This window comes from Sulfitobacter sp. HNIBRBA3233 (assembly GCF_040149665.1).
Classification (GTDB): Bacteria; Pseudomonadota; Alphaproteobacteria; order Rhodobacterales; family Rhodobacteraceae; genus Sulfitobacter; species Sulfitobacter marinivivus.
Genome location: NZ_JBEFLP010000001.1, coordinates 312,206 through 326,566 on the forward strand (window position 1 = coordinate 312,206; position 14,361 = coordinate 326,566).

The 14,361-nt window shown below is 64.0% G+C and carries 12 protein-coding genes; 11 read left to right on the plus strand and 1 reads right to left on the minus strand.

Going from position 1 to position 14,361, the window contains the following annotated elements; translation table 11 throughout:
- Window positions 1-10 precede the first annotated feature (10 nt).
- The 11 genes from ABMC89_RS01535 to ABMC89_RS01585 all read left to right on the plus strand — a co-directional run bounded on the left by ABMC89_RS01535 (window position 11) and on the right by ABMC89_RS01585 (window position 11,268).
- Window positions 11-667 (plus strand): TetR-type transcription factor C-terminal domain-containing protein, encoded by a 657-nt coding sequence (locus ABMC89_RS01535; protein WP_349564487.1) that lies wholly within the window; start codon window positions 11-13, stop codon window positions 665-667.
- 134 nt (window positions 668-801) lie between these two features.
- The gene (locus tag ABMC89_RS01540) at window positions 802-2,430 is read left to right on the plus strand and encodes a flavin-containing monooxygenase (protein WP_349564489.1); all 1,629 of its coding nucleotides are present in this window, start codon (window positions 802-804) and stop codon (window positions 2,428-2,430) included.
- Entirely contained in the window at window positions 2,427-3,203 is a 777-nt protein-coding gene (locus ABMC89_RS01545) for an SDR family NAD(P)-dependent oxidoreductase (RefSeq protein WP_349564491.1), read from the plus strand. Before ABMC89_RS01540 ends, ABMC89_RS01545 begins: the two co-directional genes overlap by 4 nt.
- Complete coding sequence (locus ABMC89_RS01550) at window positions 3,193-4,053, plus strand: 3-hydroxyacyl-CoA dehydrogenase family protein (protein ID WP_349564493.1); 861 nt, start codon at window positions 3,193-3,195, stop codon at window positions 4,051-4,053. Before ABMC89_RS01545 ends, ABMC89_RS01550 begins: the two co-directional genes overlap by 11 nt.
- 24 nt (window positions 4,054-4,077) lie before the next feature.
- The gene (locus ABMC89_RS01555; RefSeq protein ID WP_349564495.1) at window positions 4,078-5,250 is read left to right on the plus strand and encodes an acyl-CoA dehydrogenase family protein; all 1,173 of its coding nucleotides are present in this window, start codon (window positions 4,078-4,080) and stop codon (window positions 5,248-5,250) included.
- Window positions 5,250-6,797, plus strand: coding sequence for a long-chain-fatty-acid--CoA ligase (locus tag ABMC89_RS01560; protein ID WP_349564497.1), 1,548 nt, complete (start codon window positions 5,250-5,252; stop codon window positions 6,795-6,797). The genes ABMC89_RS01555 and ABMC89_RS01560 overlap by 1 nt, the downstream gene beginning before the upstream one ends.
- Entirely contained in the window at window positions 6,790-7,590 is an 801-nt protein-coding gene (locus ABMC89_RS01565; protein ID WP_349564499.1) for a nuclear transport factor 2 family protein, read from the plus strand. Before ABMC89_RS01560 ends, ABMC89_RS01565 begins: the two co-directional genes overlap by 8 nt.
- Window positions 7,587-8,354: a crotonase/enoyl-CoA hydratase family protein gene (locus ABMC89_RS01570; protein WP_349564501.1), complete on the plus strand. Its 768-nt coding sequence runs from the start codon at window positions 7,587-7,589 to the stop codon at window positions 8,352-8,354. The genes ABMC89_RS01565 and ABMC89_RS01570 overlap by 4 nt, the downstream gene beginning before the upstream one ends.
- Window positions 8,351-8,860 carry a TRAP transporter small permease gene (locus tag ABMC89_RS01575; RefSeq protein ID WP_349564503.1) on the plus strand — a complete coding sequence of 170 codons (510 nt, stop codon included), beginning with the start codon at window positions 8,351-8,353 and terminating at the stop codon, window positions 8,858-8,860. The genes ABMC89_RS01570 and ABMC89_RS01575 overlap by 4 nt, the downstream gene beginning before the upstream one ends.
- A complete protein-coding gene (locus ABMC89_RS01580) occupies window positions 8,857-10,158 on the plus strand; it encodes a TRAP transporter large permease (RefSeq protein ID WP_349564505.1) in 1,302 nt (433 codons plus the stop codon). The genes ABMC89_RS01575 and ABMC89_RS01580 overlap by 4 nt, the downstream gene beginning before the upstream one ends.
- Window positions 10,159-10,236: 78 nt before the next feature.
- A complete protein-coding gene (locus ABMC89_RS01585) occupies window positions 10,237-11,268 on the plus strand; it encodes a TRAP transporter substrate-binding protein (protein ID WP_349564507.1) in 1,032 nt (343 codons plus the stop codon).
- A gap of 230 nt (window positions 11,269-11,498) precedes the next feature.
- Here the strand turns inward: ABMC89_RS01585 and ABMC89_RS01590 are convergent, their stop codons facing one another.
- On the minus strand, window positions 11,499-13,946 hold the full coding sequence (locus ABMC89_RS01590; RefSeq protein WP_349564509.1) for a heavy metal translocating P-type ATPase: 2,448 nt from the start codon (window positions 13,944-13,946) through the stop codon (window positions 11,499-11,501).
- Window positions 13,947-14,361 lie beyond the last annotated feature (415 nt).

Here is a 14,361-nt window from a genome sequence, read left to right on the forward strand (position 1 = left end):
GTGCCATTTCGTGGCAGTACGCACCAAGAAAACCGGAACGGGACACAGCATGGCGCCGACCGCGAAGAAAACGAAAATCCGTGAGGAAGTGGCCGCGCTGAAGCGCGAAAGAACGATCGGCGTTGCGGTCGATCTGTTCTACGAGAAGGGCTATGTGAACGCCACGCTGGACGACGTTGCCGACCGGCTGAGCGTGACCAAGCCGTTCATTTACGCGAATTTCGGATCCAAGAACGAACTGCTGTGCGAGATCTGCCTGCGCGGTGTCATGGCCGCGATGCGCGCGCTCGACGATGTGCTTGAATTCGAACTCGGCCCCGCCGAAACACTGCGCCTGTTCATCACGCGCTACGTGGCGGCGATTCTCGAACACCAAAAGCAGATCGCCGTCTACACCCGCGAGGAAAAGAACCTCGGCCCCGCCGAGGCGCAGAAACTTGCGGATCTGCGCAAGAGCTTTGTCGCGAAGCTGACCGCGATCATCGAGAAGGGCAAGATCGAGGGCGAATTTAACGTCAAGGATCCCACCATGGCGGCGCTTGCCATCGTCGGCGCGGTCAGCTGGTCGACCTTCTGGTATCACCCCGACGGGCGCCTCAGCACCTCGGAAATCATCCAGAACATGACGCATCTTCTCATGGCGCTCGCCGGGCTTCAGAGGGGCTGACCGGCCCCAAGTTGCTCTGCCGGCGCATCAAAATTTTGTTGAAAAATACTGGTGAGTATATTAACGTAACTATGAGGACAATAATCGACTGATGCGTGAAGCGCGTCTTCGAAGTCACGGGGAGGGTGCTTCGGGTGAGGAATTTTGACGCGATAATCGTGGGGGCCGGTTTTGCCGGTCTGCGGGCGCTCTACCGGCTGCGCAACATGGGCAAATCCGTGCTGGTGCTGGAGGGATCTTCCGGGATTGGCGGCGTCTGGTATCACAACGGCTATCCCGGGGCGCGCTGCGACGTGGAAAGCTACGACTATTCCTACAGCTTTTCCCCCGAGCTTGAGCAGGAGTGGCGCTGGTCCGAACGCTATGCGACCCAGCCCGAGATCCTGCGCTACATCAACCATGTCGCGGACCGGTTCGATCTGCGCCGCGATATCGAGCTCGACACCCGTATGCAGGCCGCGACCTATGACGCGCAGGACGCGCGCTGGCGGATCGAGACCGGCAAGGGCGAGGCGCTCTCGGCGCGGTATCTTGTGATGTGCGTGGGGCAGCTTTCCACGACGAAGGCCCCCGAATTCCCCGGTCAGTCGACATTCGAGGGAGAGATCATTCATTCCGGCGTCTGGCCCGACCGTGAAGTCACCTACGAAGGCAAGCGGGTCGGGATCATCGGAACCGGGTCGTCGGGCATGCAGATGACGCCGGTCGTGGCAAAGGCCGCGAAACATCTTACGGTTTTCCAGCGCACCGCGAACTTCAGTGTCCCCGCCGCCAACGCCCCCGTCACCGACGAAGAGGACGCGGCGGTCAAGGCCGACTATGCCGCGCGGCGCCAGCAAGCGCTCAATTCGCCGACCGGTCTGGGGTTCAAGCCGAACCGCCAGTCCGCCCTCGACGTAGACGAGGCGGAGCGCAACCGCGTGTACGAGGCCGCCTATCACCGGCTCGGCTTCGGCTTCGCACTTGCCTATCACGACATCCTTCTGTCGAAGGAGGCCAACGATACGGCGGCCGAATTCCTGCGCCAGAAGATCGGCGAACAGATCGACGACCCTGAGACACGCGAAAAGCTGGTGCCGAAGGATCACGCCTTTGCCGCACGCCGCCCTTCGGTGGACAGCGGCTATTTCACTGCTTTCAACCGCGACAACGTCTCACTCGCCGATATCCGGGCGCATCCGATTGTCGAATTCACCCCCGACGGTCTGCGAACCGAGGAAAAGCTGCACAAGCTTGACATGGTAATCTTCGCGACCGGTTTCGACGCCTTTACCGGATCGCTGCTCAAGCCCGATATCCGCGGGCGCGACGGTCTGCTGCTGCGCGACAAATGGGCGGCGGGGCCGATCACACAGCTGGGCATCGGTGTTGCCGATTTCCCGAACCTTCTGATTGTCGTCGGCCCCGGCAGCCCGTCGCTGCTGAGCAACGTGATGGTGTCGATCGAGGAACAGACCGATTGGATGGTCGACATGATCGAACGGGCCGATGCCGATGGCATCGTCGAGATCGAGGCGGATCACGCCGCCGAAAAGGCCTGGGTCGAGCATGTGAACGAGCGCGCGAAAGAGACGCTCTACATGACTGCCGCCTCTTACTACAACGGCGCCGAAGTCGCCGGGAAGCCGAGGGTATTCATGCCCTATTCCGGGGGCATCCGGAACTATCGCCGCATCCTCGAACAATGCGCGCAGGACGGCTATGCGGGGTTCACCCTGCGCAAGGTGCCGCTGGCCCAGACCCGTGCGGAGGCCGACGCATGAGCTTTGATTTCGACGGGCAGAGGGCAGTCGTGACCGGTGCTGCCGGCGGGATCGGGCGGGCGGTGTGCCTGTCTCTGGCCCGTGCCGGCGCGCGGGTTCTGGCCGTCGATCTTTCCGCCGAAGCCGGAGAGGATACCGCCGATCTGGTGCGCGAGGCCGGCGGCGAGGCGCTGTTTGTGGCCGGTGATGTATCGCTCCCCGAAACCCACGCCAGCTATGCCAAGGCCGCCGCGGACGCTTGGGGCGGCATCGATATCTTCATGAACAACGCCGGATGGCAGGGCGAGATTCTGTCGATCATCGACTACCCGCTCGAGGTTTTCGACAAGGTCATGGCGATCAACGTGCGCGGCGTCTTTCTGGGCCTGAAGACGGTTCTGCCGGTCATGGTCGCGCAGCGGGCGGGCGCGGTCGTCAACACCGCTTCGCTTGCCTCGCACATCGGGTCGCGCAACCTTGCCCCCTATGCCGCCAGCAAACATGCGGTGATGGGTCTGACGAAATCCGCCGCGACCGAGGTGGCCCGAAAGGGCGTGCGCGTCAACGCGGTGTGTCCGGGGCCGGTCGACACCGAAATGCTGCGCGATATCGAGGCCGGGCAATCCCCCGATGCCGCAGAGGCCCTGCGCGCCAAACGCGCGGCGTCGATCCCCGAAGGCCGCTATGCCGAAGCGACGGAAATCGCGGACCTGATGATGTATCTCGTCTCCGGTCACGCCAGCCACATCACCGGGCAGGGCATCCATATCAACGGGGGCGCATATGGCATCTGATCGCGAGACCGTTGCAATCGTGGGCGGTGGCACCATGGGTGTCGGGCTCCTCTATGTCTTTGCCGCGGCCGGATACGACATGACGCTGGTCGAACCGGATGCGGCGCGCGGCGATGCCGCCCGCGAGCGGTTGCGCAAGGCAGCCGAGGGCGGTCTTGCGCGTGGCAAGCTGACGAAGGCGCAGGCGCAGGCCGTGACCGAGGGCTATCGCCATGTAACGACTGCGGGCGACCTCGCCGAGGGCCTGTCGCTGGTGATCGAAACCGTGCCGGAACGACTGGACATCAAGGACGCCGTGCTGGCCGACATCGCCGCCCGCACGCCCAAGATCATCGCCACGAACACCTCGGCGCTGTCGATCGACAGGCTGGCGCAGGCCGTGCGCGATCCCGAAACCTTCGTGGGCATGCATTTCTTCAATCCGGTCTGGTCGCTTCCTCTGGTCGAAATCATCCGCGGGGCTGCGACCAGCGATGCGACACTCTGCGCCGCGCACGGCTTTGCCGAGGCCATCGGGAAATCCGCGATTACCGTCACGGATACGCCGGGTTTTGCCACCAGCAGGCTGGACCTGATCGCGGCGATGGAAGCGATCCGGATGGTCGAAGAGGGCGTGGCCTCGGCAGAGGATATCGACCGGGCGATGATGGTGGCCTACCGCCACCCCATCGGTCCGTTGCGGCTGAGCGATATCGTGGGGCTCGACGTGCGCCTCGATATCGCGCGCAGCCTCAGCGGGTCACTGGGGCCGCGCTATGCGCCGCCCCGGATGCTCGAGGAAATGGTGGAGCGGGGCGAGCTTGGTCAAAAGACCGGGCGAGGCTTCTTTGATTGGACGGAGACCGCATAGATGGACGGTGGACAAAGCATGGGAATGACCCTTTTCCAGGGCACATTGGTCGACACGCAGGAGCATCACGGGATGCTGCGCGAGAATGTCGCGAAACTCGCCGGTAGTTTCGGTCGCAGCTATTTTCAGGAAGCGGTCAAGGCGAACCGCAAACCCACCGAGCTGTGGGATGCTCTGGCCGAGGGTGGATTTCTGGGCGTCCACGTGTCCGAGGAATTCGGCGGCGGTGGCGGCGGGCTGGCCGACTACAACGTGATTGTCGAGGAAGTCGCCGCGCAGGGCTGTCCGATCCTGTCGCTGGTCATCGGGTCGATTTGCGCGCCGATCATCCAGCAGCACGCCAGCGAAGAGATCAAGCGCGAGTGGCTGCCGGGACTGGCGGACGGATCGAAACGGCTGGCCTTTGCGATCACCGAACCGGACGCGGGCACCAACACCCACAAGGTGACCACGACGGCGCGCCGCGTCGGCGACGGCTGGAGGATCTCCGGCACCAAATACTGGACCTCCGCAGTGGACGAAAGCGAAGCGATCGTCGTCGTCGCGCGCGGGACCGAAAAGGATGACCGTGGCCGGGGCAAGCTGTCGCTTTTCATCGTTCCCTCCGACGCACCGGGCCTGTCCCGCACGCCGATCGAAACCGCGCTTCAAGTTCCCGAAACCCAGTTCACGCTGTTTTTCGATGATGTCGAGGTGCCCGCGAATGCCATCATCGGACAGGAAGGGCAGGGCATGCGCCACCTTTTCGCCGGTCTCAATCCCGAACGGGTCTGCGCGGCGGCCATCAACAACGGCATCGCGCGCTACGCCTTGCAAAAAGCGGCGCAATACGCGACCGATCGCAAGGTCTGGGACGTGCCGATCGGGGCGCACCAGGGCGTGTCCCATCCGCTGGCCAAGGCCTATGCCGCGGTTCAGCAGGCGCGGCTGATGACGGCGCGTGCGGCGGAACTCTACGATCAGGGATCACCCGAGGCAGGCGAGGCAGCCAATATGGCCAAATTCGCCGCCGCCGATGCATCGCTCGAAGCGCTCGATCAGGCCATCCAGACCCACGGCGGCAACGGCATGGCGCTGGAATACGGCCTTGCCGATCTGTGGTTCATCGCACGGTTGCACAAGACGGCCCCGGTCAGCCGCGAGATGATCCTGAACTTTCTGGCGCAACACAGCCTCGGGCTTCCAAAGAGCTACTGATGCACACGCAGACCGATCATAACGCCGATATGAGCACTTTCGCCGCGGTGATCCGCCATCACGCCGAAACGCGTCCCGACGCGCCCGCTCTGAGCTTCAAGGAACAAACCTGGAGCTTCTCGCAGCTGCATGACGCAAGTTCGCGCGCCGCGCGGATGCTGCAGGAGCAGGGCGTTCGGGCGGGCGACCGTGTTGCGGTCCTGACCCACAACCGCCCTGAGTATTTCGAGCTGATCCTCGCATGCTCGAAAATCGGGGCGATTGTGGCCGGTCTGAACTGGCGGCTGTCCCCGGTCGAGATTGCAGAGATTCTGAAAGGCTGCGCGCCCGCGCTGATCCTGACCGGCGAGACCGAGGCGGCGCTGTTGCGCGATGCGCAAGGCTACCGTGTCCTCAGCCTCGACACCGATTACCCGGCACTCTGCGCGGCGGCCCCCGCCGAGGATCCGGGCCACGCCGGTGCCCCGTCGGAGCCGGTCCTGCTGCTTTATACATCAGGCACCACAGGGCTGCCCAAGGGGGTGATCCTGACGAACGAGAATATGTCCTTTACCTACCGGCTGGCCACCGAAAGCTGGGGAATGTCGTCGCAGAGCGTGAACCTCGTCGCGATGCCGATGTTTCATATCGGTGGCTGCGGTTACGGGTCTTCGACCTTCATGGCGGGCGGGCATACGGTTCTGATGGCCGATGTGGATGTGGAGCGTGCGGTCGATCTGGTCGCCCGTCACCGCGTGACGCATACATTCCTCGTCCCCACGGTGGTGCAATCGCTCTTGAATGTGCCCGGGATCGGGGATGCGGATCTGTCCAGCATGGAGCTTCTGATGTACGGTGCCGCCCCCATCGGTGACGTGCTGCTGAGCCGCGCGATGGAAGTGCTACAGTGCAAGTTCATGCATGCCTACGGCATGACAGAGGCCGCTGGCACCGTGGTCGTGCTGCCGCCCGAGGATCATGCCCTCGACGGACCGAAGGCCGCCCTGCTGAAATCCTGCGGACGCGCGCTGCCCTGGGTAGAGCTGCGCGTCATCGATCCGGACACCCAGACCGATGCCGAAGCGGGCAAGCCCGGCGAGATCTGGCTGCGCTCCGCAATGATGACACCGGGCTACTGGAACGCGCCCGCGGCGACGGCCGAGGCGATCACCTCCGATGGCTGGTTCCGGACCGGCGACGCCGCCTATCTGGACGCGGAAGGCTATGTGTACCTCTTCGACCGCTTCAAGGACATGATCATCTCGGGCGGGGAAAACATCTATCCCGCCGAGATCGAGAATGCGCTGAACGCCCACGACGGCCTGCACGAATGCGCCGTGATCGGTGTGCCGCACGAGAAATGGGGCGAAACACCGCTTGCCGTGATCGTCCCCAAGCAGGGTGTCACGCTCTGCGAAGAGGATATCATCGAGTTCTGCCGCACACGCCTTGCCCGCTACAAATGCCCCACGCGGGTCGCCTTCAGTGACACGCTGCCGCGCAATGCCTCGGGCAAGCTGCTCAAGCACGAACTGCGCAAGAGTTTTCGGGAGCGGGCGGATGCGTGATACCGCAGGCCCCGCGACCGCGCTGGCGCTCCTGCGCCGCTGGGTGACGGATTACTTCAACCGCCACGATGCCGCGGCCTGCGCCGACTTTATCGTGCCCGCCTACAGCCTGCACATCGGCGACACGGTCTTCGACGGTCGCGACACCGAATGGCTGCCCGCTGTGGACGCGCAGATGCGCCTCTTTCCCGGTCTGGCCATGACGGTTCATCGCACGCTGAGCGGCCCCGGCTGGGCGGCTGCCTATTTCAGCGAACACGGCGCCAGCGAGGGCCGCGCGGCGGTCTGGTCCGGCATCGGGATCTACCACGCAAGCGACGGCAAGCTGACCGGCTGCGTGGCGCAGGAGGATTACATGACCCGCCAGCGCCAATTGAAATCCGGCCTTCCGGATCCGGCGGAACCACCGGCGCTGGCCCCTTGGGACCGGCCCGAAGAGGCCCCGAACCCCGAGGCCGAGCGCGTGGTGCGCGACTGGCTCAGGACCGGCTTTCCGCTCAGCGACCCGCGGATCCGCGTGGACGACGAGCATCTGACCGGCGCACCGCTGCGGTTCGAAACGCAAGAGGTCGATCTGCGCACCATCCATTCCTCGGGTGACGAGGTCGTCTTTCACGCGGTTTTCACGGGCATCTACGGCGGCGGTCTGGCGAAGGTCTCGGGCACCGGACAGACCGCGCATCTGCATTGCAACGGTCTGCTGCGGGTGAGTGACGGGCAGGTCGTCTCCGGACGGCTGATCCGCGACCGGCTGGCACTCCAGGCGCTTTTGCGCAGCGGGGGTGCACAATGAGCGATAAACCGGTCCTTGTTTCTGCCGACAGCGGGATCCTGACGGTCACCATAAACCGTCCCGCCGTACGCAACGCGATTGACCGCGCCACCACGCTGGCGCTGGCCGATGCGATGGACAGGCTCGATGCGGACGACGATCTGCGCGTGGGCATCCTGACCGGCACGGGCGACCATTTCTGCGCCGGTATGGACCTCAAGGCGTTCCTCGCGGGGGAGCGGGTCGAAATCGAGGGGCGCGGTCTTGGCGGTCTGACACAGCGCCCGCCGCGCAAGCCGCTGATCGCGGCGGTCGAGGGCTACGCGCTCGCCGGCGGGTTCGAGATCGCTCTGGCCTGCGACATGATCGTCGCCGCGCAAACCGCAAGGTTCGGCATACCGGAGGTGAAACGGGGTCTGATCGCGGGATCGGGGGGCCTCGTGCGGCTGCCCCAGCGGATTCCGCGCCAGATCGCGCTGGAATACGCGCTGACGGGCCGCATGATGGAGGCGGCAACCGCGGCGCAATGGGGGCTGGTCAACCGGCTGACCGCCACGGGCGCGGCCCTCGACATGGCGCTGGAACTGGCCGCAGAGATCACCGGGAACGCGCCGCTCGCCGTGCGCGCCAGCAAGCAAATCATGGACTTCGACCAGAACGGCCCCGAGGCGGAGGTCTGGCAGCGCCAGAACGCCATCCTCGAAACCGTGATCGCGTCGCAGGATGCCACCGAAGGCGCGCGCGCCTTCGCCGAAAAACGCAAACCCGATTGGAGCGGCATATGATCGTCCGCCTGTTTTCCCTCATTGCCGGATCGCTGGCAGCACTTGCGCTGCTGGGGATGGCGGTGCTGACCCTTTTCGATGTGGTGGGGCGCAATTTCTTCCGCCAGCCGGTGCCCGGTGCGACCGAACTCACCGAAATCGGCCTCGTTGCGGTGACTTTCCTGCTCTATCCGCTGATCGCCTACCGGCAGTCCCATATCATGGTGGACCTGTTCGACGACTTCATGACCCCTTGGGTCAAGCGCATCTTCGGGGTGATCGGCAACCTGCTGGGCGCAGCCGTCTTCGCGGTGATCGCGTGGCAATTGTGGAAACAGGCGGAACGGATCACCGGTTACGGGGATGTGACATCGTATCTGCGCCTGCCGCTCGGTCCGATCGTCTACTTCATGGCCGTCGCCAGTGCCGCAACGGTGCTGGGGTTCGTGGCCGCCGCCATCGCAACGCTGCTGGGCCGCGATACCACCGATGACGCAGGCCAGGTCAAATCCGCGGGGTACGAATGATGCTCAGCGCGGGACTTGGATTTATCATCGCGCTGGCCCTGATCTTTGTCAGGGTGCCGATTGCCATTGCGCTCGCGGTCGTGGGTTTCGTGGGCTATGCCATGCTCAACAGCCTGTCGCCCGCGTTCAGCGTCATGGGGCTGACCGCGATGGGCTCCACGATGTCCTACAATCTTGCCGTGGTACCGCTGTTCATCCTGATGGGCAACCTCGTGGCAGGGGCGGGGATCAGCCAGGAACTCTACCGTGCGGCACAGGTCTTTGTCGGTCACCGGCGCGGCGGACTGGGCATCGCCACGGTCCTGTCTTGCGGAGGCTTCGCCGCCGTCTGCGGGTCGAGCGTGGCCACCGCCGTCACCATGGGGCGCGTGGCCATCCCTTCGATGCGCTCCTACGGCTATGCCGACAGCCTGAGCACAGCGACGGTCGCGGCAGGCGGAACCCTGGGGATCCTGATACCGCCCAGCATCATCATGGTGATCTACGGCATCACCACCGAAACCCATATCGGCATGCTCTTCGCGGCGGGGATCATTCCGGGCCTCATCGGGGTTGCCGGATATGCGGCGGCGGTAAACTGGGTCGCCCGCCGCCACCCCGACCGCGCCCCGCGCGCCGAGCGCGCCACCGGCCCCGAAAAGCGCCACGCGCTGAAAAACGTCTGGGCCGTCTGCGCGCTGTTCATCCTTGTGCTCGGCGGTATCTATGGCGGCTTCTTCACCGCGACCGAAGCCTCCGGGATCGGGGCATGCGGCGCGCTGGTGTTCGCCATCATGCGCCGCACGCCGCTGCGCGAACTGGTGCAGATCATGCGCATCTCTGCCGAGACGACGGCCATTCTCTTCGCGCTTATCATCGGGGCGTCGGTCTTTTCCGAATTCGTGAACCTTACCGGCGCGCATCAGGGGGTGCTTGCCGTGGTGCGCGATGGCAACCTGTCACCGGTCATGGTGATGGTAGTGATCTGCCTGATCTACGTTCTGCTGGGCTGCGTTCTGGACAGCCTTGCCATGATGTTGCTGACGCTGCCGATGTTCTTTCCCATCGTGGTCGGGCTTGGCTTTGATCCGATCTGGTTCGGGATCATGGTTGTCATGCTGGTCGAGATCGGCCTGATCACGCCGCCCATCGGCATGAACCTCTTCGTGCTGAAATCCATCCTGCCCGACGTGCGGTTGATCACGATCATCCAAGGCGTCGTGCCCTTCATCGCCGTCGATATCCTGCGCATCCTGCTGATCGCATTGATCCCCGCGCTGACCCTCTTTCTGCCCGGACTGTTCTTCGGCCCGAGCTGATACCGAATTTGCCGCCCCGCACGGGATCAGGGGCCGCAAACTAAGCCAAACGATCCTGAAACGACTGGGAGGACTGAAATGTTTAATACGTCACTGAAGACTCTGACCGCCGGTGCGATCGTTGCCGCCTGCGCCCTCGCACTGCCTGCCGCCGCGCAGGAAACCGTGCTGAAATACTCGTCGTGGTTCCCGGAGAGCCATTCGACCAACACGGTGCTGAAAGCCTGGATCGCGGAGGTTGAAGAGGCGACCGACGGCCGCGTTACCGTGGAATACCTGCCAAAGACCGTGCAGGGTCCGCGTGAGCAGTTCGATGTGGTTGTCGACGGGCTGGCCGATATCGTGATCGTCCTGCCGGGCTACACACCGGGCCGTTTCCCGGTGCTGGAAATCGGCGAATTGCCCCTGCTGGTCGACACGGACGAGGCAACGCTCGCGCCCGCGTTCTATACGCTCTATGAAACCGAAATTGCGGCGACCGAGCCCTTCAAGGGCGCAAAGGTTCTGACAACATGGGCTTCCGCGCCCACGCATATCGCAACGAAACCCGGCCCGATCACCTCGATGGAGCAGATGCAGGGCCTCAAGATCCGCGCGCCTTCGGCAACGGCAGGGATGGTCGTCGGAGAGATGGGCGCGGTCACCGTGCAAAAGCCGGTCACCGAAATCTATGAACTGGCCTCCAGCGGTATCGTCGACGGCACTTTCTTCAGCTACGGGCCGATGATCTCGTGGAAGACAAAGGACATCTTCCAGAACGTCACCTTGATGCCCGGCGGCATGGGCCAGTCGGTGATTGCCGTGCTGATGAACCAGGCCAAATTCGACAGCCTGTCCGAAGAAGACCGCACCGCGATCATGGAAGTCTCGGGCGAGAAACTGGCCCGTGCCTTTGGCGCCGCGTGGCAGAACGACGAGGACGTGGCCTTTGCCGATCTTGGGAACCTGAACGTCGTGGAAGCGCCCGAGGAGTTCTTCAACGCGTTCAGCGAAGCCATCGCACCGGTCGAGGCGGAGTGGGTCGAGAAAGCCAAAGCTGCGGGTCTCGAAGACCCTGCCGCGACGCTCGAAAACTTCCGCGCATTGCTGAAGGCCGCGCAAACGAACTGAGCCGGCTGACCAGTCAGCGGGGGGTGGTGCGGATCTGTCCGCGCCACCCCTTTTTTATGCGCGCCCTGTCCGGCGCGCGGGGCCACTCAGCCTTGCGTATCAGACCGACCCCGCGCGTAGATCGCGACACCACCCGCCAATTCGGCAGATCTCCGGTTCCTCACAACAAGCGGGGTCACTCGGTCACGCCCCACCCGCACAGCTGCCGTGGCGGGTGAAGCGGCCCTGCATCACAAATCGATACGCCGCAGCCTCAGCGAGTTGCCGATCACCGAAACCGAAGACAGGCTCATTGCCGCGGCTGCAATCATGGGCGACAGCAGAACGCCGAAAATCGGGAACAGGATGCCCGCTGCGATCGGAACGCCCGCCATGTTGTAGATGAACGCGAAAACGAGGTTCTGTCGGATGTTGCGCATGGTGGCCTGCGCCAGCACCCGCGCCCGCACGATGCCGCCAAGATCCCCCTTCAGAAGGGTGACGCCCGCGCTTTCGACCGCGACATCGGCGCCCGTGCCCATGGCGATACCGACATCCGCCGCCGCAAGGGCAGGGGCGTCGTTCACGCCGTCACCGGCCATGGCGACCGAATAGCCCTTGTCCTTCAGCTCCGCGATCAGATCCGCCTTGTCTTCGGGCGATACCTCGGCGCGGACCTCGTCAATCGACAGGTCGCGGGCCACGGCGTCTGCGGTGCCCTGGCTGTCTCCGGTCGCCATGATGATCTTGAGACCGGCAGCGTGCAGATCACGGATCGCCGCGGGGGTCGTCTCCTTGATGCGGTCGGCAACGGCCACGATCCCGGCAAGTTTCGCATCTGCGACAAGGAGCATGGCGGTCTTCCCGCTATTCTGGAAGGCCGCAAGCCGGTCTTTGACAGCCGAGATGTCGACGCCCAGATCCTGCGTCAGGGCCGTGTTGCCAAGGGCCACTTCGGTTCCGTCAATGCTGCCGCGAACGCCCTTGCCCGTGACCGCAGTGAAATCCGCAAGCTCGAGCTTGTCGGCCCCGCGGTCCTCGGCGCCTTTCAGGATCGCCTCGGCGAGAGGATGCTCCGAGCCGCGTTCCAACGCGGCAGCATAGGCCAGGACCTCTTTCTCGGTGTGATCGCCCAGGGCGACGACATCCGTCAGGGTCGGCTTGCCTTCGGTCAGGGTCCCGGTCTTGTCGAGCACGAGAACATCCACCTTCGCGAACCGCTCCAGCGCTTCGGCGTCGCGTATCAGCACACCCGCCTGTGCCCCGCGTCCGGTGGCCACCATGATCGACATCGGTGTGGCAAGGCCCAGGGCACAGGGGCAGGCGATGATCAGAACGCTGACGGCGGCGACAACCGCATAGCCGAGTGCCGGTGTCGGGCCGACCGCCATCCAGATCGCGAAAGCCAGCACCGCGACACCGATGACGATGGGCACGAAATAGCCCGCCACCCGGTCCGCCATCGCCTGGATCGGGGCGCGTGAACGCTGGGCATTCGCCACCATCGCAACGATCTGTGAAAGCACCGTATCGCTGCCCACGGCCTTTGCTGTCATCACGAAAGAGCCGGTCTTGTTGAGCGTGCCGCCGGTGATCGCGTCACCGGCAGACTTCTCCACCGGCACTGGCTCGCCCGTGAGCATGCTTTCATCGACCGAAGACCTGCCTTCGTGGACGATCCCATCCACGGGCACGGCCTCGCCGGGGCGCACGCGCAGCTTGTCGCCGGTGACGACGTCTTCGAGTGCCACATCCTCGTCGCCGGTATCGGTGACGCGTCGTGCGGTCTTGGGCGCCAGATCCATGAGGGCGCGGATCGCGTCGCCGGTCCGTTCTCTGGCCGTCAGCTCCATGACCTGTCCGACCAGAACGAGGATAAGGATCACGGCGGCGGCCTCGAAGTAGAGGGGCGGGCCGTGATCGCCCGACAGACTGGCCGGAAAAATACCCGGCGCGAGGAGCGACACGAGGCTGAAGGCGTAGGCGGCGCCGGTGCCGATCGCGATCAGCGTCCACATGTTGAGGTTGCCCGAGACGATGGACGACCAGCCGCGCTTGAAGAAGGGGAGCGCGATCCAGAGCACCACCGGCGAGGCAAGCAGGAACTGGAGCCAGCGGACGGCTTCGCCGCCGAACCACTCAGCCCAAGGAATGCCGATCATCCCGCCCATTTCCAGCGCAAGCACCGCCAGCGCCAGCGGCCCGCCGATCCACAGCCTGCGTCGGAAGTCGACCAGTTCGGGGTTCGGTCCCGCATCGGCGGTGGGCATCATCGGCTCCAGCGCCATGCCGCAGATCGGGCAGTCGCCGGGGCCCTCCTGAACGATCTGGGGGTCCATCGGGCAGGTATAGAGAGTGCCTTCCGGCATCGGTTCGCTCTTGGGGCGGTCCCCGAGATACGTGTCGGGAGCGTCTTCGAACTTGTGCTGGCAGCGCTCCGAGCAGAAATAGAAGCGATCACCGTCATGCTTTGACAGAAACTTCGCGGTCGCCCGCGTGACGGTCATTCCGCAAACGGGATCGGTCGCCTCGATATAGGCCTCGGGATCTTTGGCGAATTTTTCGCGGCATCCTTCGTGGCAGAAGAAATAAACGTGCCCGTCATGCTCCATACGGGGTTTGTCCGCGTTGGGATCGACAGTCATTCCGCATACGGGATCGCGCGTGATGGTTTCTTCGGCGAGTGCTGTCTCGGACATGGTCGTATCCTTTAAAAGTCTAATGTAATCCCTCCGGTGACCGGAAGGTCAAGGCCAGCTTGTCACCCGTCGATTTCAACGGGCGCGGCTGGCGCTTTGCGTCGATCACAGCACCCCTGTGAGGCGTCGTATATCGCCAGGCTCTGGGAGCTGGGTGTGCCCCGACGCGTATGAATTCAGCGACAGCGATGCAATCACGAATACCGCCGATGTGACGACCGTTCCGGTGACACGCGCATGGCTTGCCTTCATCCTTCGCGCTGTATCCTCAGAAAACAAACAACATTTAAGGGGGCAAATGTTCCGGGTAAGCGGTGGGTTTCGGCGAAATGGATGCGGCAAATTGTGATCCTGCCCCGGTACGAACGTTTGATCTGTGCGTATTTTCAGGGCGTTGGCACCCGCCAGCCCCAGC

Excerpts from the sequence above, each read along its gene's own strand:
- ABMC89_RS01545 (WP_349564491.1), top strand. The coding sequence starts at position 2,427 with ATGAGCTTTGATTTCGACGGGCAGAGGGCAGTCGTGACCGGTGCTGCC.
- ABMC89_RS01550 (WP_349564493.1), top strand. The coding sequence starts at position 3,193 with ATGGCATCTGATCGCGAGACCGTTGCAATCGTGGGCGGTGGCACCATG.
- ABMC89_RS01555 (WP_349564495.1), top strand. The coding sequence starts at position 4,078 with ATGACCCTTTTCCAGGGCACATTGGTCGACACGCAGGAGCATCACGGG.
- ABMC89_RS01560 (WP_349564497.1), top strand. The coding sequence starts at position 5,250 with ATGCACACGCAGACCGATCATAACGCCGATATGAGCACTTTCGCCGCG.
- ABMC89_RS01565 (WP_349564499.1), top strand. The coding sequence starts at position 6,790 with ATGCGTGATACCGCAGGCCCCGCGACCGCGCTGGCGCTCCTGCGCCGC.
- ABMC89_RS01570 (WP_349564501.1), top strand. The coding sequence starts at position 7,587 with ATGAGCGATAAACCGGTCCTTGTTTCTGCCGACAGCGGGATCCTGACG.
- ABMC89_RS01575 (WP_349564503.1), top strand. The coding sequence starts at position 8,351 with ATGATCGTCCGCCTGTTTTCCCTCATTGCCGGATCGCTGGCAGCACTT.
- ABMC89_RS01580 (WP_349564505.1), top strand. The coding sequence starts at position 8,857 with ATGATGCTCAGCGCGGGACTTGGATTTATCATCGCGCTGGCCCTGATC.
- ABMC89_RS01585 (WP_349564507.1), top strand. The coding sequence starts at position 10,237 with ATGTTTAATACGTCACTGAAGACTCTGACCGCCGGTGCGATCGTTGCC.
- ABMC89_RS01590 (WP_349564509.1), bottom strand. The coding sequence starts at position 13,946 with ATGTCCGAGACAGCACTCGCCGAAGAAACCATCACGCGCGATCCCGTA.